24 protein-coding genes are annotated in these 22,864 nt (G+C 60.9%); 14 read left to right on the forward strand and 10 right to left on the reverse strand.

Annotated elements, in window-relative coordinates; all coding sequences use genetic code 11:
- Positions 1 to 21 precede the first annotated feature (21 nt).
- From PPUTUW4_RS26000 to PPUTUW4_RS26015, 4 genes are read left to right on the forward strand one after another with little or no spacing between them, the layout of a single operon-like run.
- Complete coding sequence (locus tag PPUTUW4_RS26000) at positions 22 to 456, forward strand: DUF4426 domain-containing protein (RefSeq protein WP_015097210.1); 435 nt, start codon at positions 22 to 24, stop codon at positions 454 to 456.
- Positions 453 to 1,049 carry an RdgB/HAM1 family non-canonical purine NTP pyrophosphatase gene (gene rdgB, locus PPUTUW4_RS26005; RefSeq protein ID WP_007975395.1) on the forward strand — a complete coding sequence of 199 codons (597 nt, stop codon included), beginning with the start codon at positions 453 to 455 and terminating at the stop codon, positions 1,047 to 1,049. The genes PPUTUW4_RS26000 and rdgB overlap by 4 nt, the downstream gene beginning before the upstream one ends.
- On the forward strand, positions 1,046 to 2,251 hold the full coding sequence (gene hemW / locus PPUTUW4_RS26010) for a radical SAM family heme chaperone HemW (RefSeq protein ID WP_015097211.1): 1,206 nt from the start codon (positions 1,046 to 1,048) through the stop codon (positions 2,249 to 2,251). Before rdgB ends, hemW begins: the two co-directional genes overlap by 4 nt.
- Positions 2,252 to 2,260: 9 nt before the next feature.
- The gene (locus PPUTUW4_RS26015; protein WP_007975393.1) at positions 2,261 to 2,584 is read left to right on the forward strand and encodes a DUF3392 domain-containing protein; all 324 of its coding nucleotides are present in this window, start codon (positions 2,261 to 2,263) and stop codon (positions 2,582 to 2,584) included.
- 131 nt (positions 2,585 to 2,715) lie between these two features.
- Here the strand turns inward: PPUTUW4_RS26015 and trmB are convergent, their stop codons facing one another.
- The 4 genes from trmB to PPUTUW4_RS26035 form a co-directional block, all read right to left on the reverse strand.
- The gene (gene trmB, locus PPUTUW4_RS26020) at positions 2,716 to 3,441 is read right to left on the reverse strand and encodes a tRNA (guanosine(46)-N7)-methyltransferase TrmB (RefSeq protein ID WP_015097212.1); all 726 of its coding nucleotides are present in this window, start codon (positions 3,439 to 3,441) and stop codon (positions 2,716 to 2,718) included.
- 9 nt (positions 3,442 to 3,450) lie between these two features.
- Positions 3,451 to 4,245, reverse strand: coding sequence for a thiazole synthase (locus PPUTUW4_RS26025; protein WP_007975390.1), 795 nt, complete (start codon positions 4,243 to 4,245; stop codon positions 3,451 to 3,453).
- Between the two features lie 60 nt (positions 4,246 to 4,305).
- On the reverse strand, positions 4,306 to 4,506 hold the full coding sequence (thiS, locus tag PPUTUW4_RS26030) for a sulfur carrier protein ThiS (protein ID WP_007953386.1): 201 nt from the start codon (positions 4,504 to 4,506) through the stop codon (positions 4,306 to 4,308).
- Positions 4,507 to 4,684: 178 nt separating this feature from the next.
- Positions 4,685 to 5,053: a DUF423 domain-containing protein gene (locus PPUTUW4_RS26035; RefSeq protein WP_015097214.1), complete on the reverse strand. Its 369-nt coding sequence runs from the start codon at positions 5,051 to 5,053 to the stop codon at positions 4,685 to 4,687.
- Positions 5,054 to 5,127: 74 nt separating this feature from the next.
- Here PPUTUW4_RS26035 and mtgA point away from each other — a divergent pair, with 74 nt between their 5' ends.
- Positions 5,128 to 5,850 carry a monofunctional biosynthetic peptidoglycan transglycosylase gene (mtgA, locus tag PPUTUW4_RS26040; RefSeq protein WP_015097215.1) on the forward strand — a complete coding sequence of 241 codons (723 nt, stop codon included), beginning with the start codon at positions 5,128 to 5,130 and terminating at the stop codon, positions 5,848 to 5,850.
- Between the two features lie 220 nt (positions 5,851 to 6,070).
- On the forward strand, positions 6,071 to 7,093 hold the full coding sequence (locus PPUTUW4_RS26045; protein ID WP_015093890.1) for an IS110 family transposase: 1,023 nt from the start codon (positions 6,071 to 6,073) through the stop codon (positions 7,091 to 7,093).
- Positions 7,094 to 7,363: 270 nt separating this feature from the next.
- Here the strand turns inward: PPUTUW4_RS26045 and rpoH are convergent, their stop codons facing one another.
- From rpoH to ftsY, 4 genes are all read right to left on the reverse strand, one after another.
- Positions 7,364 to 8,218 carry an RNA polymerase sigma factor RpoH gene (gene rpoH, locus PPUTUW4_RS26050; RefSeq protein WP_007975386.1) on the reverse strand — a complete coding sequence of 285 codons (855 nt, stop codon included), beginning with the start codon at positions 8,216 to 8,218 and terminating at the stop codon, positions 7,364 to 7,366.
- Positions 8,219 to 8,338: 120 nt separating this feature from the next.
- Complete coding sequence (gene ftsX, locus PPUTUW4_RS26055; protein WP_007975385.1) at positions 8,339 to 9,361, reverse strand: permease-like cell division protein FtsX; 1,023 nt, start codon at positions 9,359 to 9,361, stop codon at positions 8,339 to 8,341.
- The gene (gene ftsE / locus PPUTUW4_RS26060) at positions 9,358 to 10,029 is read right to left on the reverse strand and encodes a cell division ATP-binding protein FtsE (protein WP_007975383.1); all 672 of its coding nucleotides are present in this window, start codon (positions 10,027 to 10,029) and stop codon (positions 9,358 to 9,360) included. The genes ftsX and ftsE overlap by 4 nt, the downstream gene beginning before the upstream one ends.
- Complete coding sequence (ftsY, locus tag PPUTUW4_RS26065) at positions 10,026 to 11,531, reverse strand: signal recognition particle-docking protein FtsY (protein WP_015097216.1); 1,506 nt, start codon at positions 11,529 to 11,531, stop codon at positions 10,026 to 10,028. Before ftsY ends, ftsE begins: the two co-directional genes overlap by 4 nt.
- A gap of 343 nt (positions 11,532 to 11,874) precedes the next feature.
- On the opposite strand from ftsY, the gene PPUTUW4_RS26070 reads away from it, so the two are divergent.
- From PPUTUW4_RS26070 to PPUTUW4_RS26090, 5 genes are read left to right on the forward strand one after another with little or no spacing between them, the layout of a single operon-like run.
- Positions 11,875 to 13,230 carry a pitrilysin family protein gene (locus PPUTUW4_RS26070; RefSeq protein ID WP_015097217.1) on the forward strand — a complete coding sequence of 452 codons (1,356 nt, stop codon included), beginning with the start codon at positions 11,875 to 11,877 and terminating at the stop codon, positions 13,228 to 13,230.
- The gene (locus PPUTUW4_RS26075) at positions 13,223 to 14,713 is read left to right on the forward strand and encodes a pitrilysin family protein (protein ID WP_015097218.1); all 1,491 of its coding nucleotides are present in this window, start codon (positions 13,223 to 13,225) and stop codon (positions 14,711 to 14,713) included. The genes PPUTUW4_RS26070 and PPUTUW4_RS26075 overlap by 8 nt, the downstream gene beginning before the upstream one ends.
- Positions 14,713 to 15,321: a 16S rRNA (guanine(966)-N(2))-methyltransferase RsmD gene (gene rsmD / locus PPUTUW4_RS26080; RefSeq protein ID WP_015097219.1), complete on the forward strand. Its 609-nt coding sequence runs from the start codon at positions 14,713 to 14,715 to the stop codon at positions 15,319 to 15,321. The genes PPUTUW4_RS26075 and rsmD overlap by 1 nt, the downstream gene beginning before the upstream one ends.
- Before the next feature lie 56 nt (positions 15,322 to 15,377).
- Complete coding sequence (locus PPUTUW4_RS26085) at positions 15,378 to 16,376, forward strand: hydrolase (protein ID WP_015097220.1); 999 nt, start codon at positions 15,378 to 15,380, stop codon at positions 16,374 to 16,376.
- Between the two features lie 3 nt (positions 16,377 to 16,379).
- A complete protein-coding gene (locus PPUTUW4_RS26090) occupies positions 16,380 to 17,219 on the forward strand; it encodes an AraC family transcriptional regulator (RefSeq protein WP_015097221.1) in 840 nt (279 codons plus the stop codon).
- A gap of 129 nt (positions 17,220 to 17,348) precedes the next feature.
- On the opposite strand, the gene PPUTUW4_RS26095 is transcribed toward PPUTUW4_RS26090, so the two are convergent.
- Positions 17,349 to 18,203 carry a sulfurtransferase gene (locus PPUTUW4_RS26095; RefSeq protein WP_015097222.1) on the reverse strand — a complete coding sequence of 285 codons (855 nt, stop codon included), beginning with the start codon at positions 18,201 to 18,203 and terminating at the stop codon, positions 17,349 to 17,351.
- A gap of 34 nt (positions 18,204 to 18,237) precedes the next feature.
- Entirely contained in the window at positions 18,238 to 18,909 is a 672-nt protein-coding gene (locus tag PPUTUW4_RS26100) for a TetR/AcrR family transcriptional regulator (protein ID WP_015097223.1), read from the reverse strand.
- A 145-nt stretch (positions 18,910 to 19,054) separates the two neighbouring features.
- Here PPUTUW4_RS26100 and PPUTUW4_RS26105 point away from each other — a divergent pair, with 145 nt between their 5' ends.
- The 3 genes from PPUTUW4_RS26105 (at position 19,055) to PPUTUW4_RS26115 (ending at position 22,807) form a co-directional block, all read left to right on the forward strand.
- Positions 19,055 to 20,485: a coniferyl aldehyde dehydrogenase gene (locus PPUTUW4_RS26105; RefSeq protein ID WP_015097224.1), complete on the forward strand. Its 1,431-nt coding sequence runs from the start codon at positions 19,055 to 19,057 to the stop codon at positions 20,483 to 20,485.
- A gap of 28 nt (positions 20,486 to 20,513) precedes the next feature.
- The gene (locus PPUTUW4_RS26110) at positions 20,514 to 21,059 is read left to right on the forward strand and encodes a hypothetical protein (protein WP_015097225.1); all 546 of its coding nucleotides are present in this window, start codon (positions 20,514 to 20,516) and stop codon (positions 21,057 to 21,059) included.
- A 152-nt stretch (positions 21,060 to 21,211) separates the two neighbouring features.
- Positions 21,212 to 22,807 carry a GMC family oxidoreductase gene (locus tag PPUTUW4_RS26115; RefSeq protein ID WP_015097226.1) on the forward strand — a complete coding sequence of 532 codons (1,596 nt, stop codon included), beginning with the start codon at positions 21,212 to 21,214 and terminating at the stop codon, positions 22,805 to 22,807.
- The last annotated feature ends 57 nt before the right edge of the window (positions 22,808 to 22,864 follow it).

Genomic DNA, 22,864 nt, shown 5'->3' on the forward strand with positions numbered 1-22,864 from the left:
CTTATTTCAAGGAGAACGATCATGGGTCGTCTTGCTTTGTTTCTACTCACTGCCTGCCTGAGCGTCACCGCCATGGGCGCCGAAGCCATCAAGGGCGAGCGCCAGGAAACCTTCGGCGACGTGACGGTGCACTACAACACCTTCAACTCCACCTTCCTGACCCCGGACATTGCCAAGTCCGCCGAACTGGTCCGCAGCAAGAACCAGGGCGTGATCAATATCTCGGTGCTCAAGGAAGGCAAGCCACTGATGGCCCAGGTGAGCGGTTCGGTCAAAGACCTGACCAGCCAGACCGTGCCACTGAAGTTCAAACAGATCACCGAACAAGGCGCGATCTACTACATCGCGCAATATCCGGTGGATCAGCAGGAAGTCCGCACCTTCGAGATCAAGGTGCAGACCGGTGACAAAATCAACACCATCAATTTCAACCAAGAGCTCTTCCCTGGCCAATGATCAACTTCACGCAACTCGTACTGGCCAGCCATAACGCCGGCAAACTCAAGGAACTCCAGGCCATGCTCGGCGAGTCGGTGCATCTGCGCTCGATCGGCGAGTTCAGCAGCGTCGAGCCTGAAGAAACCGGTCTGTCGTTCGTCGAGAACGCCATCCTCAAGGCCCGTAATGCCGCGCGCATTTCCGGTTTGCCCGCGCTGGCCGACGATTCCGGGCTGGCGGTGGATTTCCTCGGTGGTGCGCCTGGCATTTATTCGGCGCGTTATGCCGACGGCAAGGGCGATGCAGCGAACAACGCCAAGCTCCTCGACGTGCTGAAAGACGTGCCTGAAGCCGAGCGTGGGGCGCAGTTCGTCTGCGTGCTGGCACTGGTACGTCACGCCGACGATCCGTTGCCGATCCTCTGCGAAGGTTTGTGGCACGGGCGAATCCTGACCCAGGCCAGCGGCGAACACGGTTTTGGCTACGACCCGCTGTTCTGGGTGCCGGAGCGCGATTGCTCCAGCGCCGAGTTGAGCCCTGCCGACAAGAACCAGATCAGCCACCGCGCCCGTGCAATGGATCTGCTGCGCCAGCGTCTGGGCTTGAAATGACCCGTGAATCATCCGCGTCGCCGCTGATCTTCGGCGGCGATGCTTCATCGCCCCGGGCGGCATTGCCTGTGTTGCCGCCCCTGGCGCTGTACATCCACATCCCGTGGTGTGTGCGCAAATGCCCTTATTGCGACTTCAACTCCCACACCGCCAGCCCTGTGCTGCCGGAAGAAGAGTATGTCGACGCGTTGCTGGCGGATCTCGACCAGGACCTGCACGCCGTCCATGGCCGTGAACTGAGCTCGATCTTCTTTGGTGGTGGCACGCCGAGCCTGTTCAGTGCCGATTCCCTGGGTCGCTTGCTCAAAGGCGTCGAACAACGCATCCCCTTTGCCAGCGACATCGAAATCACGCTGGAAGCCAACCCGGGTACGTTCGAGCAAGACAAGTTCGTGGCGTACCGGAAACTGGGGATCAACCGCCTGTCGATCGGCATCCAGAGCTTCCAGCAGGAAAAACTCCAGGCCCTGGGCCGGATTCACAACGGCGACGAAGCCGTACGTGCCGCCGGCATGGCGCGGCAGGCCGGCTTCGATAACTTCAACCTGGACTTGATGCATGGCTTGCCGAATCAGTCCCTGGACGATGCCTTGGCCGACCTGCGCACAGCCATCGCCCTGAAACCGACACACCTGTCGTGGTATCAACTGACCCTGGAACCGAACACGGTGTTCTGGAACCAGCCGCCGACACTGCCGGAAGACGACACGCTGTGGGACATTCAGGAGGCCGGACAAGCGCTACTGGCCGAACACGGTTACGCACAGTACGAAGTCTCGGCCTATGCCCTGCCCGGTCGCCCGGCGCGACACAACCTTAACTACTGGAGTTTTGGCGACTTCATCGGCATTGGCGCCGGTGCCCACGGCAAGCTCAGTCACCCGGACGGGCGCATTGTCCGCACCTGGAAAACCCGCCTGCCGAAGGATTACCTGAATCCGGCGAAAAGCTTCCGGGCCGGCGAGAAAGCGCTGACCAACGACGAAATGCCGTTCGAATTCCTGATGAACGCGCTGCGCCTGACAGAAGGCGTCGAATCGCGGCTGTACCCTGAACGTACCGGCATGACCCTGGAAAGCCTTGCTGAAGGCCGACGTGAAGCCGAACAAAGCGGCCTGTTGCAGGTCGAACCGTCACGCCTGGTAGCCACGATGCGCGGACAACTCTTCCTCAACGACTTGCTGCAGAAATTTCTGACATAAGGAAATCGAATGGATTTGGTACTCGACCTGCTTGCCACCGTGTCTCGCTGGAGCCGCAGCAACCTCTCGGAAATCGCCCTGGCCCTGGTGGGCTGCCTGCTGGTGCTGTTTGGTGCGGATTTCAAAGGCTGGGTCGAGCAGCGCCTGGGCAGCATCGCCGGCGCCTTGCGCGTGCCACTGATGGCCTTGCTGTGCATGATCGGCAGCGGTGCGGCGCTGATCTATGCCACGCCCTGGGTAGTGCGCGGCTTGAGCCAGTTCAACAACTACAGCCTGGCGCCGGTGTTGTTGGTGGTGTTGGTGTTGATTGGCGTGGTCGCGGATCGCCGCTAATTTAAGCCACACCCTAAAACAACTGTGGGAGCGAGCCTGCTCGCGAAAGCGGTGTGTCAGACAGCATTTCTGTCGACTGACACTCCCTCTTCGCGAGCAGGCTCGCTCCCACAGGTTGTATTGAGTGAAGTTTAGGACTGCTTTTCGAACTTCAAATCCCAAACGCCATGCCCAAGACGCTCGCCACGGCGTTCGAACTTGGTGATCGGGCGCTCGGCCGGGCGCGGTACGCACTTGCCGTCTTCGGCCAGGTTGCGGTAACCCGGCGCAACGTTCATCACTTCCAGCATATATTCGGCGTAAGGCTCCCAGTCGGTGGCCATGTGCAAAATGCCGCCGACCTTCAACTTGCTGCGCACCAGCTCGGCGAAGGACGCCTGGACGATACGGCGCTTGTGGTGACGGCTCTTGTGCCACGGGTCCGGGAAAAACAGCATCAGGCGATCAAGGCTGTTATCGGCCACGCAGCGGTTGAGCACTTCGATCGCATCGCAATCGTAGACCCGCAGGTTGGTCAGGCCTTGCGTCAGCACGCCATTGAGCAGCGCCCCGACACCCGGACGGTGAACCTCGACGCCGATGAAGTCCTGGTCCGGCGCAGCCGCTGCCATTTCCAGCAACGAATGGCCCATGCCGAAACCGATTTCCAGCGAGCGCGGTGCCGAGCGACCGAACACCTGGTCGAAATTCACCGGCGCGTCGGCCAGCGGCAGCACGAACAGGGGCGCGCCCTGCTCCAGGCCGCGTTGCTGGCCTTCGGTCATGCGCCCGGCACGCATCACGAAACTCTTGATGCGGCGGTGTTGGCGCTCGTCGCCTTCTTCCGTCTGGATTGGCGTGTCGTTCGATTCAGTCATCAATGGCTCTTACTTGATCAGACCATCCAGCGGCGAAGAGGCGCTGGCATAGAGTTTTTTCGGCATACGGCCGGCGAGGTAAGCCAGGCGGCCTGCGACGATCGCATGTTTCATGGCTTCAGCCATCATGACCGGCTGCTGGGCGTGGGCAATGGCCGAGTTCATCAGCACCGCATCACACCCCAGCTCCATGGCGATGGTGGCGTCGGAAGCGGTACCGACGCCGGCATCCACCAGCACCGGGATTTTGGCTTCTTCGAGGATGATCTGCAGGTTGTACGGATTGCAGATACCCAGACCCGATCCGATCAGACCGGCCAGTGGCATCACCGCGATGCAACCGATTTCCGCCAGTTGCCGGGCGATGATCGGGTCATCGCTGGTGTAGACCATCACGTCGAAGCCTTCCTTGACCAGCGTTTCTGCGGCCTTGAGGGTTTCGATCACGTTGGGGAACAGGGTTTTCTGATCGGCCAGCACTTCCAGCTTCACCAGATTGTGGCCATCGAGCAGCTCACGGGCCAGGCGGCAGGTGCGCACGGCTTCGATGGCGTCGTAGCAACCGGCGGTGTTCGGCAGGAAGGTGTAGCGATCCGGCGACAGCACTTCGAGCAGGTTCGGCTCGCCCTCGATCTGACCGAGGTTGGTGCGGCGCACGGCGAAGGTGACGATCTCGGCACCCGAGGCTTCGATGGCCAGGCGGGTTTCTTCCATGTCACGGTACTTGCCGGTACCGACCAGCAAACGCGACTGGTAAGTACGACCGGCCAGGACGAAAGGCTTGTCGCTGCGAACGATGCTCATGGGAAATCCTCTGTAGGGGTGAGGTACTTGCAGAATTCTGTGGCCACTCGGCCGAGACTACTAGCCGCCGCCGATGGCGTGCACCACTTCGACGTTGTCACCGTCGTTCAACGTGGTGTCTGCATGCTGACTGCGCGGGACGATATCCAGATTGAGTTCGACCGCCACCCGGCGTCCGGTCAGGTCCAGACGGGTCAGCAGGGCCGCAACGGTTTCACCGTCGGGCAGTTCAAAGGATTCGCCGTTCAACTGAATGCGCATGCCGGATGCCGCCATCATTTTTTGGGGCAGGCATTCTAGCCCGATCAGTCAGGCCGACCCAAGCCATTCGTCGTTATGGACCTTGTAGGAGCGAGCTTGCTCGCGAAAAACGCCAGGGCAATGCGTTAAATCAGTCAGCACGCGTTATCGTTGACGTCCATCGCGAGCAAGCTCGCTCCTACAGGCGCCAGGCGGCGAGTCCCAGGCAGAACCAGCCCACGAGGAACGCAAGACCGCCGAAAGGCGTGATGATGCCGAGCTTGCTGATACCCGTCAGCGTCAGCACGTAAAGACTGCCGGAAAACAGCAGGATTCCGACGGCAAACGATGCGCCGGCCCAGGTGACCAAACGACCGGGAACCTGCGTGGCCAGCGCTGCGATACCGAGCAACGCCAGGGCGTGCACCAGTTGATAGGTGACGCCGGTGTGAAAGATCGCCAGGTACTCGGCGCTCAGGCGGTTCTTCAGGCCATGGGCGGCAAAGGCCCCGAGGCCGACACCGGTGAAGCCGAAAAAAGCGGCCAGCATCAGAAAGCCACGCAGCATGCAGAACTCCAGTCAGTTTCGATCCAAAGGGTCTGTATAATGGCCCGCTCAACGGGTTCGGCCAAGCCATCTCTATGCTGCGTATCTATTTCCATCATTTCTCCAAGGCCGTGCTCTGGTTCATGGGTGGCAGCGTATTGCTGGTGCTGATCTTTCGCGTGGTGCCACCTCCGGGGACGACGCTGATGGTCGAGCGCAAGATCGAATCCTGGTTTGACGGCGAACCCATCGACCTGCAACGGACCTGGAAACCCTGGGACGAGATCTCCGACGACTTGAAAGTCGCGGTCATTGCCGGCGAAGACCAGAAATTCCCGGAGCACTGGGGCTTCGATATCGGCGCGATTCAGGCGGCGTTTGCCCATAACGAGCGCGGCGGTTCGATCCGTGGCGCCAGCACACTCAGCCAGCAAGTCTCGAAAAACCTGTTCCTGTGGTCTGGCCGCAGCTGGCTGCGCAAAGGCCTGGAAGCCTGGTTCACCGGGCTGATCGAAGTGTTCTGGCCAAAGCAGCGAATTCTTGAGGTGTACCTGAATAGCGTTGAGTGGGATGACGGGGTGTTTGGCGCAGAGGCTGCGGCACGGCATCATTTTGGGACCAGCGCGAAAAACCTCAGCCGACAGCAATCGAGCTTGCTGGCCGCCGTACTGCCAAACCCGCGGGTCTGGAGCGCAAGCCATCCGACTTCATACGTATCGCGGCGAGCGGGTTGGATTCGACAACAGATGAGCCAATTGGGCGGGGATAGCTACCTGGTGGGCCTGAACGATTCGCGTCGGGCACCTTGGTCCCAATAACCGATCACAATTCTTCAGGCCCTGAAAACCACTGTGGGAGCGGGCTTGCCCGCGATGACGGCCTGGCATTCAACTTATGTATTGAATGTTCGGACCTCATCGCGAGCAAGCTCGCTCCCACAGGATCACTGCTCGGTTTAATGAGATGGTCAGCCTGACCGAGAAGCCCTGCAGGTTTACGCTTGCAGGGCTTTTCTCGTTTTCGGCCGGAGGATCTCTCATGAACACGATGACGCTTCTCGGTATCGACATCGGCAAACACAGTTTCCACTTGCATGGCCAGGACTCTAAAGGCCACCAGGTCTTGCGCAAAAAAACCAACCGCGGCCAATTGCTCAGTACATTGGCCCAGCTACCGGCCTGCACGGTGGTGATGGAGTCGTGCGGCGGCGCCCACTGGCTGGCTCGACAGATCGGTGCGTTGGGCCACGAGGTGAAGCTGATCGCCCCGCAGTACGTCAAACCATTCGTCAAAGGCAACAAAAACGACTTCATTGATGCCGAAGCGATTTGCGAGGCGGCGAGCCGCCCCGCCATGCGCTTCTGCTCGATCAAAACCGCAGAGCAGCAAACGCTTTCAGCCCTGCATCGGGTCCGTGAATCATTGATTGGCCATCGCACAGTGGCGACCAACCAGATTCATGGCTTTCTGCTGGAGTTCGGGATCAGCCTGCCTATTGGAGTCACTGCGTTGCACCGCGTGCCAGCGCTGCTGGACGATCCACAACACCCCGTTCCAGTACGCCTGAAGGGTGTGGTGATGCGTCTTCATCGTCAAATTCAACAGCTCAATGATGAAATCAAGGACATCGAGTCCGACCTGAAACAGCAGTTGAAAGAAGATGATGCCGGGAGTCGTCTGCAGAGTATTCCAGGTATTGGTCCCATCACCGCCAGCGCGGTATTGGCCGATGTGGGCGATGCGTCGAACTATCGAAGTGGTCGTGATTTTGCCGCTTCACTAGGGCTGGTGCCGAAACAGTACTCAACGGGTGGCAAGACGGTGCTGCAGGGGATCAGCAAACGTGGCGACAAGCACATACGCCAACTGCTGGTGCAGGGCGCGCGGGCCCTCATGCAGCATATCGATAAGCGGGAAGATGCCCTTGGGCCTTGGGTTCGAGAACTGCTAACGCGTCGACACGCCAATGTTGTCGCCTGCGCGCTGGCGAACAAACTGGCGCGAATCGTGTGGGCGGTACTGGCCAAAGGCGGCCAGTACGCCCCACATCCGAACGTTTGAACCTACAGCTTTACCACCGGCTTTTGCGACGTCACTGACTGATGACAGTAAACGGCATATGGCCCGACTGAGAACCTGGCACAAAAATCAGCTTTAGAGGCTGACGGTTTTTTCAGGACAGTCGGGAGCGGCTACTCATCGAGGGCCGAGCGTTGTTACAGCAACGCTCACAACGAGCCCGAATACATTAGCGCAAGCCAGCTTTACCGAAAACAGCCAAAGAGGTTGCAGGAGACGGGCTGACCATACATTTTACTGCCTGCCCGCCAGTTACGCAGCGATCGACAACTTGAGCTTGTTCATCGCGCTCTTCTCGAGCTGGCGAATACGCTCGGCCGACACGTTGTACTTCTGCGCCAGGTCGTGCAGCGTGGCTTTTTCTTCCGCCAGCCAGCGCTGGTAGAGAATGTCACGGCTACGGTCGTCCAGCACTTCCAGCGCTTCGTGCAGGTTGTGGTTGGAGTTGTCACTCCAGTCGGCGTCTTCCAGTTGACGCGCCGGGTCGTACCGGTGGTCTTCCAGATAGTTGGCCGGCGACTGGAAAGCACTGTCGTCGTCCGCTTCGGCAGCCGGGTCGAAGGCCATGTCATGGCCGGTCAGGCGGCTTTCCATCTCACGCACTTCCCGAGGCTCTACACCCAGGCTTTCAGCGACGCGATGAACTTCCTCGTTGTTCAACCAGGCCAGGCGTTTTTTCTGGCTGCGCAGGTTGAAGAACAGCTTGCGCTGGGCCTTGGTGGTCGCGACTTTCACGATGCGCCAGTTGCGCAGGATGAACTCGTGGATTTCCGCCTTGATCCAGTGCACCGCAAAGGACACCAGGCGCACGCCCATTTCCGGGTTGAAGCGCTTCACGGCCTTCATCAGGCCGACGTTGCCTTCCTGGATCAGGTCAGCCTGGGCCAGGCCGTAGCCGGAATAGCTACGGGCGATATGTACGACAAAACGCAGGTGGGCGAGCACCATCTGCCGAGCCGCCCCCAAATCCTGCTCATAATAGAGACTCTCGGCCAGTTCACGCTCCTGCTCCGGCGACAGCAATGGAATGCTGTTAACGGTGTGCACATAGGCCTCCAGGTTCGCACCCGGGACCAGAGCATATGCAGGTTGCAAAGAATTGGTCATACGAAAAAACCTCCGACTTACAAACTCGTGCAGTTCAGCACTGCGAAAATTGACCGGAAACCGAAAGACAAGTTCCCTAAAACCCATAAACGCTGAAAGGTCAATACGAGCAAAATGATACTACTTAGGCGCAAGCTCCCTCAGGTGGCGTGCGACTGCAATCCATGCACCGATATACCCCAACAGCACCGCGCCAAGCAAGAGAGACAGACCGTCGGCAACTGGCACTCCAGCCAGCGCAAAATCACTACCGTACAGACCGGCCAGCCCTACCACCGCGTCGTTCAGCCAATCAAGGCCGAACGCAAGCACGCCCCAGGACAGAATCCCCGCACCGAAGCCATACAGCGCCCCCATGTACAGGAAGGGCCTGCGCACATAGCTGTCAGTGCCGCCAACCAGTTTAATCACTTCTATCTCTGTGCGGCGGTTTTCAATATGAAGACGAATGGTATTGCCTATCACCAAAAGTAATGCAGAAACCAGAAGCACGGTCAGACCGAAGACAAAACGGTCACCCAGCTTGAGGATGGCTGCCAGACGCTCGACCCAGACTAAATCAAGTTGCGCCTGCTGTACCTTCGGCAGCTCGGATAGTTTTTGTCTTAATGCTTCAAGGGCCGGCTTGTCGACCTCGTTCGGCGTCACCAGGACCACGCCCGGCAGCGGGTTCTCCGGCAATTCCTTGAGCGCCTCGCCCAGCCCCGACTGTTGCTGGAACTCTTCCAGCGCCTGATCCCGGCCAACGTATTCGGCGTCGGCGACGCCCGGCATGCCCTTGATCTGATCGCGCAGCGATTCACCTTCGGCCGGCTTGGCCTCAAGGTCCAGATACAGGGAAATCTGCGCCGCACGCTGCCAGGAACCCCCCAGACGCTCGACGTTACTTAGCAAAAGTGACAGCCCCATGGGCAAGCTCAGGGCCACCGCCATCACCATGCAGGTGAAAAAACTGCCGATAGGCTGCTTGCCCAGGCGACGCAGGCTGTCGACCATGCTGGCGCGATGGCTTTCGATCCAGGCGCGGAACAACGTGGCGAAGTCCGGCCCGTCGTCATCGTCGTGTTTTTTCTTTTGCGGCTGCGGATCGGCGGCTTTCGGGGCCACGCGCTCGGAAACCTTGGGGCTACGTGTTGCACTCATACCGCGGCCTCCCCGTCACCGATCAATCGACCGCGTTGCAGCGTCAGCATGCGATGGCGCATGCGGGCGATCAGGGCCAGGTCGTGACTGGCGATCAGCACGCTGGTGCCCAGGCGATTGATGTCTTCGAACACACCCATGATCTCGGCGGCCAGACGCGGGTCGAGGTTACCGGTCGGCTCATCCGCCAGCAGCAAAGCCGGGCGATGGACGATGGCGCGGGCGATGCCGACGCGCTGCTGCTGACCGGTGGACAGGTCGCCCGGGTACAGATCGGTTTTATCCGACAGCGCCACACGCTCCAGTGCCGAGTCCACGCGCTTGGCGATCTCGGCCTTGGACAGCCCGAGGATCTGCAAAGGCAATGCGACGTTATTGAACACCGTGCGATCGAACAACAACTGGTGATTCTGGAATACCACACCGATCTGCCGACGCAGGAAAGGAATCTGTGCGTTGCTGATGGTGCTCAGGTCTTGCCCGGCGAGCAGCAATTTGCCGCTGGTCGGACGCTCCATGGCCAGCAACAGCCGCAACAAGGTGCTTTTACCGGCGCCGGAATGGCCGGTGACAAACAGAAACTCGCCACGACGGACTCGAAAGCTCAGCTCATGCAAGCCGACGTGACCGTTCGGGTAGCGCTTACCGACCTGTTCGAAACGAATCATGAACGCTCCCGCTCGGCAAACAATGCCTGGACAAAGGGTTCTGCTTCAAAGGTACGCAAATCGTCGATGCCTTCGCCAACGCCGATGTAGCGGATCGGCAGGCCGAATTGCTTGGCCAGGGCGAAAATCACCCCGCCTTTGGCGGTGCCGTCGAGCTTGGTCAGCGCCAGGCCGGTCAGTTCGACGGTCTGGTTGAATTGTTTGGCCTGGTTGATGGCGTTCTGGCCCGTGCCGGCGTCAAGCACCAGGAGCACTTCGTGAGGTGCGTCGGCGTCGAGCTTGCCGATGACGCGGCGAACCTTTTTCAGCTCTTCCATCAGGTTGTCTTTGGTGTGCAGGCGGCCGGCGGTGTCGGCGATCAACACATCGATGCCGCGAGCCTTGGCGGCCTGCACGGCATCGAAGATCACCGAGGCCGAGTCGGCGCCAGTATGCTGGGCGATCACCGGGATCTTGTTGCGCTCGCCCCAGACCTGCAACTGCTCTACCGCCGCGGCGCGGAAGGTGTCGCCGGCGGCGAGCATGACTTTCTTGCCTTCCAGCTGCAGTTTCTTCGCCAGCTTGCCGATGGTGGTGGTCTTGCCGGCACCGTTGACGCCGACGACCAGAATCACGAACGGCTTGTTCTGCGAAGTGATTTTCAGCGGCTGCTCGACGGGCTTGAGCATCGCGGCCAGCTCGGCTTGCAGGGATTTGTACAGGGCATCGGCGTCGGCCAGCTCCTTGCGCGCAACCTTCTGCGTCAGACGCTGAATGATCACCGAGGTGGCTTCGACACCGACGTCGGCGGTCAGCAAACGGGTTTCGAGGTCCTCGAGCAGTTCGTCATCAATGACCTTTTTGCCCAGGAACAGGCTGGCCATGCCTTCGCCGATACTGGCGCTGGTCTTGGACAGGCCCTGCTTGAGGCGGGCGAAGAAACCGGCTTTGGTTTCTTCGGTGCGTACAGGTTCTACCGGGGTTTCGACGGGCGTCGTGATCGGCGCAGGCGTCGGAGCGGGGGCCGGCGCTTGAGCAACCGGAGCAACGAATACCGGAACCTCTGCCTGGCTGACAACGGGAACAGGCTCGGCCACGACGACTGGTTCAACAATCGCTTCGACCACAGGCGCGTGAACCGGTGCAGGCGTAAACGCTGCCGGGGCCGGAATCGGCGGGGTCACGTGGGGGGCCAGGTCATTTTCGACCAATGCCACGGGCTCTTCGGCTACCGGCAGAGTCAACCACGGTTCGGCTGTAGGGGCCAGCGGCCGCTCGGTGACAATTTTGCTTACGGGTTCGGGAGCGGCTTCAACCTTGGGTTGCAGCAACGGCTCGGCAACCGGCAGAACAACCGGCGCGGGCGCTTCATCTATTACCGGGACCGGCGTCGGCGCTGGCTCAGGAATGGCTTGTGGCTGTTCGACGACGGGTTCCTGCGGCTTTTTGCGCAGCCATCCGAACAGGCTTTTCTTCTCGCCAGCCGCAGCTGGGGTCTTCTTGTCGTCGTTGGAACCAAACATGGAGGACGGCTATCTCACGGTAGCGACGCGCCAATGGCGCCCCGGCAAATAAATAATCGATGCAGAACAGACTGTGATTGACCCAGCTTGTTCACGCGCAACATTTTGTCGAGGTGCCAACGGCGCCTCAAAGGTCGACTAATACGAAGGACTGAAACGGCATCGTCGGCGAAAACGCAGAGTTTAGCTGACAAACTCAAAGTTTCTGCCGGTAACCCATACAACCCGCAGGCCAATCAAAGGCCTGATAGGCGTGGCCGCCAGTAAAACGGATCAGTATCCTAGCACCCTCTCGCCCGCTGACGCTAAGAACAAGCGGGCAGCCCCAAAGGTTTGAAAACGAATGAATGCTCTTGCCCGCCGCGCCGCAGGCCTGCTGCTCAGCACAGTTTGCCTGCCCCTTTCGGCCCTGGCTGCCGACCCGCAACCCACCCACGAATTCACTCTCGATAACGGCTTGAAGGTGGTCGTGCGCGAAGACCATCGTGCGCCTGTTGTGGTTTCCCAGGTCTGGTACAAGGTCGGCTCCAGCTATGAGACGCCGGGCAATACCGGCCTGTCCCACGCTCTGGAACACATGATGTTCAAGGGCAGCGAGAAGGTCGGCCCCGGTGAAGCCTCGCTGATCCTGCGCGACCTCGGCGCCGAAGAGAACGCATTCACCAGCGACGACTTCACCGCGTACTACCAGGTACTGGCCCGGGATCGCCTGGGCGTAGCCTTCGAACTGGAAGCCGACCGCATGGCCAGCCTTCGCCTGCCGGCCGACGAGTTCGCCAAGGAAATCGAGGTCATCAAGGAAGAACGTCGTCTGCGCACCGACGACAAGCCGATGTCCAAGGCCTATGAGCGCTTCAAGGCCATGGCTTACCCGGCCAGTGGCTATCACACGCCGACCATCGGCTGGATGGCCGATCTTGAGCGGATGAAGGTCGAAGAACTGCGCAACTGGTACCAGACCTGGTACGTGCCGAACAACGCCACGCTGGTGGTGGTCGGCGACGTGACGCCTGACGAAGTCAAGGCGCTGGCCCAACGCTATTTCGGTCCGATCGCCAAGCGTGATGTACCGGCCGCGAAAAAGCCGCTGGAGCTGGCCGAACCGGGCGAGCGCCAGATCACCCTGCATGTGCAAACCCAACTGCCCAGCCTGATGCTGGCCTTCAACGTGCCAAGCATTGCCACCGCCGAAGACAAACGCTTGGTCAATGCCCTGCGCCTGATCTCGGCGCTGCTCGATGGCGGCTACAGCGGGCGCATCCCGACGCAACTGGAGCGCGGAGAAGAACTGGTGTCCGGCGGCTCGTCGAGTTACGACGCCTACACCCGTGGCGACAGCCTGTTCACCCTGTCGGCATCGCCAAATTCGCAGAAACACAAGACCATCGCCCAGGCCGAAGCCGGATTGTGGAAGCTACTCGATCAGTTGAAAACCACCGCGCCGACGGCCGAAGAGCTAGAACGGGTTCGCGCACAAGTCATCGCCGGCCTGGTCTACGAGCGCGACTCGATCACCAGCCAGGCCACCGCCATTGGCCAACTGGAAACCGTCGGCCTGTCATGGCGGCTGATGGACACCGAACTGGCCGACCTGGAAAGCGTGACTCCGGAAGATATCCAGAAAGCCGCCAAGCTGTATTTCACCCGCGAACGTCTCAGCGTCGCCCATGTACTGCCTCTGGAGACGACTCATGAGTGAGCGTAAACCCTCCCGCCTGGCCCTGATCGGGCTGATCGCTGCCGCCGTTATCGGCTCTGCCGCGTTCTATCTGTCACGCTCCGGCGAAACCAGTGCCAGTGAAGCCCTGGACAAAGCCAAGGCCAGCCAGAAACTGCAATCGCTGACCGAACTCAACGGCAAGGCGCCGGACCACCGCAAGCTGGACGTGCAGACCTGGAACACGGCCGAAGGCACCAAGGTGCTGTTCGTCGAAGCCCATGAGCTGCCGATGTTCGACATGCGCCTGATCTTCGCCGCCGGCAGCAGCCAGGACGGCGATGCACCGGGCCTGGCGCTGTTGACCAACGCCATGCTCAACGAAGGCGTGGCCGGCAAGGACGTCGGCGCCATTGCCCAGGGCTTCGAAGGCCTGGGCGCCGATTTCGGCAACGGTGCTTACAAAGACATGGCAATCGCTTCACTGCGCAGCCTGAGTGCCAAGGACAAGCGCGAGCCGGCCCTGAAGCTGTTCGCCGAAGTCATCGGCAAGCCGACCTTCCCGGCTGACTCACTGCTGCGCATCAAGAACCAGATGCTCGCCGGTTTCGAATACCAGAAACAGAACCCCGGCAAACTGGCGAGCCTGGAACTGATGAGCCGCTTGTACGGTGATCACCCGTACGCGCATTCCAGCGACGGCACGGCGAAAAGCGTACCGGCGATCACCCAGGCACAGCTGCGTGCTTTCCACGAGAAAGCCTACGCAGCGGGTAACGTGGTGATCGCGCTGGTCGGCGACCTGTCCCGCGCCGAAGCCGAAACGATTGCCGCACAGGTTTCCGCCGCCCTGCCCAAAGGTCCGGCACTGCCAAAAGTCGCGCAGCCGACTGAGCCGAAGGCGAGCATCGGCCACATCGAGTTCCCGTCCAAGCAGACCAACCTGATGCTCGCGCAATTGGGCATCGATCGCGACGATCCGGACTACGCGGCGTTGTCCATGGGTAACCAGATTCTCGGTGGCGGCGGTTTCGGCACCCGGTTGATGAGCGAAGTGCGCGAGAAGCGTGGCCTGACTTACGGCGTGTATTCGGGCTTCACCCCGATGCAGGTGCGCGGCCCGTTCATGATCAACCTGCAGACCCGCGCCGAGATGAGCGAGGGCACCCTGAAGCTGGTGCAGGACGTCCTGGCCGACTACCTTGAAACCGGCCCGACCGAAAAGGAGCTCGACGACGCCAAGCGCGAACTGGCCGGCAGCTTCCCGCTGTCCACCGCCAGCAACGCCGATATTGTCGGCCAACTGGGCGCCATCGGTTTCTACAACCTGCCGTTGAGCCACCTGGAAGAATTCATGCAACAGTCCCAGGCCTTGACCGTCGAACAGGTCAAAGCCGCCATGAACAAACACCTGGGCACAGACAAAATGGTCATCGTCAGCGCTGGCCCGACCGTGCCGCAAAAGCCGTTACCGGCCCCTACTGATAAACCTTCCGAGCAGCCGCTCGGGGTTCCGGAGCATTAATGGCCAGTCCCAAGAAACCCGCCAAAAACGTCCATAACGGCGTGAACCAGTTGCGCATCATCGGTGGCGAATGGCGCAGCCGTAAGTTGAGCTTCCCCGACGCCCCGGGCCTGCGCCCGACGCCAGACCGCGTGCGTGAAACCCTGTTCAACTGGCTAGCGCCTTACGTGCCGGGCGCCAAGGTGCTCGACCCGTTCACCGGCAGCGGCGCGCTGTTCCTCGAAGCCCTGTCCCGCGGCGCGGCCATGGGCCAGGCGCTGGACGCCAGCAGCATCGCGGTGTCCAGCCTGAAGGAGCACCTGGGCACCCTGCGGTGCACCAACGGCCAGGTCCAGACCGCCGATGCCCTGCGATATCTGGAAACCCAGACCGCAACGGCCTACGACCTGGTGTTCCTCGACCCACCGTTCAACCAGAACCTGCTGCCCGCCGTTTGCAAGTTGCTCGAAGAGCGCCAATGGCTGGCCGAAGATGCCTGGGTGTACACCGAAAGCGAGTCCGCGCCGTCGACCCTAGGCCTGCCGGAGAACTGGCGCCTGCACCGGGAACAGAAATCCGGGCGCGTCTACTACTCGTTGTGGCAACGTATGGCAGAGATCGCCGGTTAATCGACCGGCCTGAAAAAGGTGCGTACCCGCTACGCACCGCTGCATCGAGAAAGAACGTGCCCCATCCGCCAGAACGCTTCACCCCAGCCTTCGGCCTCGGTAACCCGCACTTGCAAACCTTGTGGGGGCCGCTGTGGCGTAAAACCGTGCACATCGGCCGCGAGCGCGAACGCCTGTGGCTTGAAGATGGCGACTTTCTCGATCTGGACTGGCACGGTCCGCACAGCGTCGACGCGCCCTTGGTGCTGGTGCTGCACGGGCTCACCGGGTCCTCGAATTCACCTTATGTCGCTGGCTTGCAAAAAACCCTGGGTGACCGGGGTTGGGCCAGCGTCGCGCTGAACTGGCGCGGTTGCTCTGGCGAACCCAATCTGCTGCCACGCAGTTACCACTCCGGTGCCAGTGAAGACCTGGCCGAAGCGATCAAACACTTGCGGGCCAAACGACCTCTCGCCCCCCTGTATGCAGTGGGTTACTCCCTGGGGGGCAATGTCCTGCTCAAGCATCTGGGCGAAACCGGCAGCGACAGCGGTGTGGCGGCAGCCGTGGCGGTATCGGTGCCGTTCCGCCTGGACCAGTGCGCCGACCGCATCGGCCAGGGTTTCTCCAAGGTTTACCAGGCACATTTCATGCGCGAGATGGTCGCCTACATCAAGAACAAACAGCGACAGTTCCAGCACGACGGACGCGAGGATGGACTGGCCGCATTAGCTGCGCTTGGCTCGCTGGAAAACATGCGCACGTTCTGGGATTTCGATGGCCGCGTCACCGCGCCACTGCACGGCTTCGCCGATGCCGAGGATTACTATCGCCGCGCATCAAGTCGCTATTTCCTTGGCGAAATTCGTACGCCGACCTTGATGATACAGGCCGCCGACGATCCCTTCGTGTTTCCCCACAGCTTGCCGCACGCCGATGAGTTGTCCGCATCCACGCAATTCGAGCTGCAAGCCAAGGGCGGGCATGTCGGCTTCGTCGACGGCACGCTCAGGCAACCGGGTTACTACCTTGAACGGCGCATCCCCGAGTGGCTGGCCCTCACCGGGCGCGTTTGAATCATGGACGCTGACCAGGGCGAGTCAATCCACTTCTGGCAAACCCCGCCCCTGACCGGGGTCGAGTTATTGTCCGCCCGCTACATCGATCATCGTTTTGCCCCGCACGTGCATGACGGCTATGTGATCGGCATGATCATGGCCGGCGCCCAGCGTTACCGCTATCGCGGTGCCGAACACCTCGCGGGCAGCGGCACGCTGGTGCTGATCAACCCCGATGAATTGCACACCGGCCACAAAGGCACCGAGGATGGCTGGCTTTACCGGGCGTTTTATCCGGACAGCGGGCAGATAACCTCGCTGCTGGCCGAACTCGAACTGCCGACCCACCACCTGCCGGCCTTCGGCGCCACACTGTATCGCGACCAGGATCTGGTGAACGGCTTCTGCCAACTCCATCGCTTGCTGGAAAGCCCCGCCACCGCCTTGCAGCAACAAACGGTCTGGCGCGAACTGGTGCTGTCGCTGTTGCAGCGTCATGCGGCGGTGCCCGATGCCGGTAAACCCGGCAAGGAACACCGGGCTGTGAGCCTGGCCAAGGAATTGCTGCACGCGCAACTGGCAGCGCCGCCCTCACTGGAGACGCTGGCGGCGGCGGTCAACCTCTCGCCCTTCCATTTCGCCCGGGTGTTCCGCCGGGCCACCGGCATGCCGCCGCACACCTGGCTGATGCAACAGCGCATCGCCCGGGCACGAGGGTTATTACAAAGTGGTTGTCTGCCGCTGGAAGTCGCGACGCAACTGGGGTTTGCCGACCAGAGCCATCTGAGCCGGCAGTTCAAGCAGGTGTATGGGGTTGGACCGGGGGCGTATCGCACAGCTCGGCAGTCATTCGAATCCTGACGATATTTCACAAACAGCGACGCCCCCTGTGGGAGCGAGCTTGCTCGCGATGAGGCCATCACATTCAACGATGATGTTGACTGTGCCACCGCCATCGCTGGCAAGCCAGCTCCCACAGGGGATGTGTGTTTATTCGCCTGTGGCAATGCCCCGCGCAGGCTCGTTGATCCACTCGCTCCACGAGCCTGCATACAACGAACCCAACGGATAACCCGCCAGACACAACGCAAACAGGTTGTGGCACGCCGTCACGCCGGAACCGCAGTACGCCACCAGATCCTTCGGCGAACGATCGCCCAGTTTTGCGGCAAAGCGCTGCTTGAGCTGATCGGCCGGCAGAAAACGCCCGTCACTACCCAGGTTGTCGGTAAACGCCGCACATTGAGCGCCAGGAATGTGCCCGGCAATCGGATCGATCGGTTCCACCTCCCCCTTGAAACGCGGCAGTGCGCGGGCATCGAGCAGGGTCAGTTCCGGCCGGGAGAGGCGCTTCTGCAGCCGTTCGGCACTGATCAGCAACGCCGTGTCAGGACTGCCGGTGAAGGTACCACGAGTGATCGCCGGCGCATCCAGGCTCAGCGGTAAACCGGCCGCGTGCCAGGCCTTGAGGCCGCCATCGAGGATAAATACACCGTCGCGCTTGCCCAACCAGGCCAGCAACCACCAGGCCCGCGCCGCATAGGCACCCGGGCCGTCGTCGTACAGAACCACCTCGCTGTCGGCGTTGATGCCCCAGGCCTGCAGGCGCTCGATCAGTTGCGCCGGCTCGGGCAGAGGATGGCGCCCGGTCACACCCTTGACCACCGCGCCACTCAGATCACGCTCGAGGTCGGCGTAGCTCGAACCGGCGATGTGCCCTTCGGCATAGCTGCGCTGACCGTAAACCGGGTCTTCAAGGGCAAAACGACAATCCAGAATCACCAGCCCCGGCTGGTCCTTTTTCAGGTCCAGTGCTTGCGGGCTGATCAGTTGCGCAATGGGCATAACGGGCTCCTGTGATTTTTATCAGACGTCGATCCTACGACACTTCCTCGAGCGCCTGGGCCAGGGGCACGTAAAACTCTTCGAACAAGGCCTTGACCGCATCGCGGGACTGATCCGTGACGAACCCGGCTTCCAGCACCAGCACCTGATAAACCCCGCGTTTAATGGCCTGTTCGCTCAAGTGGCTGGAGTTCTCCCGCGTGGTGCACAGGAAGCGCACCCAGGACGTGAGGATGATCCAGGCATTGAGGGTCAGGGATTCGATCTGCACCTTGTCCATCTTCAAAATGCCGGCGGCGACAAAACCTTCATAGATCGCCCCACCCTGGATCAGACAGCGCTGGGAAAAGCGTCGATAGCGGTCGGCAAGCTCGGGGTCGCTGTCGAGCAAATGTTCGAGATCGCGATGCAGAAACCGGTAGCGCCACATCGCCGACAGCAGCTCCTTGAGGTAGAAGCGTTTGTCTTCCACCGTGGCGGCCCGCCCCTGGGGCGGGCGCAGGAAGCTGTCCACCAGGCTTTCGTACTCGCTGAACAGCACGGCGATAATCGCCTGCTTGTTAGGGAAGTGGTAGTACAGATTGCCCGGGGAAATTTCCATATGGGCAGCAATGTGGTTGGTACTGATGCTGCGCTCGCCCTGCTGGTTGAACAGCTCCAGGCTGTTCTGCACGATGCGCTCGCTGGTTTTGATCCGTGGGGCCATGGCTTGAGCTTTAATTCAGAGTGCGTTGACGGGCATCTTAGATCTATCCGCGAGCGGATAAAACAAAGCTGTTCCAGGATGTTATTTGACTTTCTAGAGTATAGACTCTAAAAAGTACCTTATTACAATAAATCCGGAGCCGACCATGACTGCTGACATTTCCTACCTGCAAAACCTACAGCAGCCGCTGGAAGAGCTTCAGGCCCTGTTCGACGCCCAGCGTGCCGCCTACGCCGCCAACCCGATGCCGCCCGCCGCGCAGCGTCAGCAATGGCTCAAGGCCCTGAAGGATTTATTGAACAGCGAACGCCAGGCCTTGATCGATGCGATCAGCCAGGACTTCAGCCATCGCAGCGCCGATGAAACCCTGGTCGCCGAACTGATGCCCAGCCTGCACGGCATCCATTACGCCAGCAAACACCTCAAGGGCTGGATGCGAGCTTCGCGGCGCAAGGTCGGTGTCGCTTTCCAGCCCGCCTCTGCCAAAGTCGTTTACCAACCGCTGGGCGTGGTCGGGGTCATCGTGCCGTGGAACTACCCGCTGTACCTGGCCGTCGGCCCGTTGGTCGGCGCGCTGTCGGCGGGCAACCGGGTGATGCTCAAGCTCAGTGAGTCGACCCCCGCGACCGGCCTGCTGATGAAGCAACTGCTGGCGCGCATCTTCCCCGAAGACCTGGTGTGCGTGGTCCTTGGCGAGGCAGACATTGGCGTGGCGTTTTCACGCCTGCCGTTCGATCACCTGCTGTTCACCGGCGCCACCAGCATCGGCAAACACGTGATGCGCGCCGCTGCGGAAAACCTGACCCCGGTGACCCTCGAACTGGGCGGCAAGTCCCCGGCCATCGTTTCCCGCGATGTACCGCTCAAGGACGCCGCCGAGCGCATCGCCTTCGGTAAAACCCTGAACGCCGGCCAGACCTGCGTGGCCCCGGACTATGTGCTGGTGCCGGAGGATCGCGTGGGAGGTTTCGTCGAAGCCTACCGCTCTGCCGTCCGCGGGTTTTATCCGACGCTGGCCGACAACCCGGACTACACCGCAATCATCAATGAGCGACAACTGGCGCGCCTCAACGGCTATATCAGCGACGCCACCAGCAAGGGGGCGCTGCTGATGCCGCTGTTCGACCAGGGTCAGGGCCGCCGCATGAGCCATAGCCTGATGCTCAATGTCACTGACGAGATGACGGTGATGCAGGACGAAATATTCGGGCCGCTGCTGCCGATCGTGCCGTACAAGGATCTGGACCAGGCGTTTGCCTACATCAATCAACGCCCGCGCCCACTGGCGCTGTATTACTTCGGCTACGACAAACGCGAACAACAGCGTGTGCTGCACGAAACCCACTCCGGCGGCGTGTGCCTGAATGACACACTGTTGCATGTCGCCCAGGACGACATGCCGTTCGGCGGCATCGGTGCCTCGGGCATGGGTCACTACCATGGCCATGAAGGCTTCCTCACCTTCAGCAAGGCCAAAGGTGTCTTGATCAAACAGCGGTTCAACGCGGCGAAACTGATTTATCCGCCGTATGGCAAATCGATCCAGAAGCTGATCCAGAAGCTGTTCATCCGCTAACGATCATCACCGCCGGGTAATAACAATAATGAATCCCAGTCTGTCCGATACACCCGCGCTGTCACGGCGCGGGTTACTTAAATTCAGCCTCGGCGCCAGTGCCTTTCTCGCCACTGCCGGATTGGGCGCAAGCCTCAGCGGGTGTTCGGCGAGCGTCCCCGCCAGTGGCTTCGTCACGCTGCGCAGTGGCGACCTGCTGTTCTTGCGGGCGTTGATTCCGGTCATGCTCGATGGCGCCGTGACCTCCGAACGGATGCCCGAGGCTGTCGAAGGCACACTTGAAAGCCTGGATTACAACCTCGCGCATCTGTCGCCGGAAATGCTCAAACTGACCCGCCAACTGTTCGATGTGCTGGGCATGGCCGTCACCCGCGGACCGTTGACCGGAATCTGGGGCAGCTGGGAAAACGCCAGCGCCGACGATATCCGGCAATTCCTCGATCGTTGGGAAAACAGCTCGTTGAGCCTGTTGCGCATGGGCCACAGCTCTTTGCTGCAACTGGTGATGATGGCCTGGTACGGCCGCAAGGAATCGTGGGCGCATTGCGGGTATCCCGGGCCGCCCACTGTCTGATACCGAGTCGCCCCCTTCGCGGGCAAGCCACGCTCCCACAGGTTTGAGGTGGCCGCACCTTTTGTGAACGACTCGACCCTGTGGGAGCGGGCTTGCCCGCGATAGCGTCAGCCGCTTCACCGTCTACTCCAACAATAAAAAGAGAATCAAAGATGCCCGTACCTGATCCGTTTCGCGAAGGCATGGCCCGAGGCTGGAAAACCTACAACGGCTCACAACTGACCCAGGACCTGACACTCGAAGCAGACGTGGCGATCATCGGCAGCGGTGCCGGCGGCGGCACCACCGCCGAAATCCTCAGCGCGGCCGGTTACAAAGTGCTGCTGATCGAGGAAGGTCCGCTCAAGACCAGCAGCGACTTCAAGCTGCTTGAAGACCAGGCCTACAGCAGCCTCTATCAGGAAGGCATCGGCCGCATGAGCAAGGATGGTGCAATCACCATCCTCCAGGGCCGGGCGGTGGGCGGCACCACGCTGATCAACTGGACCTCCAGTTTCCGCACCCCGGAGCCGACCCTGGAACACTGGGCCAAAGAACACAACGTCAAGGGTCACAGCCCGGCGGACATGGCGCCGTGGTTCGAGATAATGGAACAGCGCCTGGGCGTCGCGCCGTGGATGGTGCCGCCCAACGCCAATAACGATGTGATACGCAAGGGCTGCCAGGAACTGGGATACAGCTGGCACGTCATCCCGCGCAACGTTCGCGGCTGCTGGAACCTCGGCTACTGCGGCATGGGCTGCCCGACCAATGCCAAGCAATCGATGATGGTCACCACCATTCCGGCGACCCTGGAAAAAGGCGGCGAGCTGCTTTACCTGGCCCGCGCCGAAAAACTCATGATCAGCGGCGACAAAATCACCGGCCTGCACTGCTCGGCTATGGATGAACGCTGCGTCGCACCGACCGGGCGCACCATCACGGTCAAGGCACGGCATTTCGTGCTGGCCGGTGGCGGCATCAACAGCCCGGCCTTGCTGATGCGCTCCGGGGCACCCGACCCGCACAAGCGCTTGGGCAAACGTACGTTCCTGCACCCGGTGAACATGTCCGCCGCGTTGTTCGATGAAGTCGTCAACCCGTTCTACGGTGCGCCGCAGTCGATCTATTCCGACCACTTCCAGTGGCAGGACGGCACCACGGGCAAGATGTCCTTCAAGCTGGAGGTTCCGCCATTGCATCCGGCGCTGGCCGCAACCTTGCTTGGCGGTTTCGGTCAGGAGAATTCGCAACACATGGCCAATCTGCCCCATACCCACGCCATGCTGGCGTTGCTGCGGGACGGCTTTCACCCGGACAGCCCCGGTGGCAGCGTCGAATTGCGCAGCGACGACACGCCGGTGCTGGATTACCAGCTCTCGCCTTACGCCTGGGATGGCTTGCGCCGGGCATTCCACAGCATGGCCGAGATCCAGTTTGCCGGTGGCGCCAAGGCCGTCATGCCGATGCACGCCGACGCCCGTTACGTGAAGACCCTCGCTGAAGCCCGCACGCTGATCGACGGCCTGAGCCTGGAATTGTACCGCACACGCCTGGGCAGTGCCCATGTGATGGGTGGCTGCGCAATGGGTGAGGACCCGGCAAACGCGGTGACCGACAGCCTCGGCCGGCATCATCAGTTGGGCAATCTGTCGATCCACGACGGCTCGCTGTTCCCCACCAGCATTGGCGCCAATCCGCAATTGTCGGTCTACGGACTGACGGCACAACTGGCAACTTCCCTGGCCGAGCGTTTAAAAAACCCATGAAAATGACGATTATTCCCATCGTCTATAGTGCTTTCTTACCCAACAGGCGACTTGGCC

It is taken from the genome of Pseudomonas sp. UW4, from assembly GCF_000316175.1.
GTDB lineage: Bacteria > Pseudomonadota > Gammaproteobacteria > Pseudomonadales > Pseudomonadaceae > Aquipseudomonas > Aquipseudomonas laurylsulfatiphila.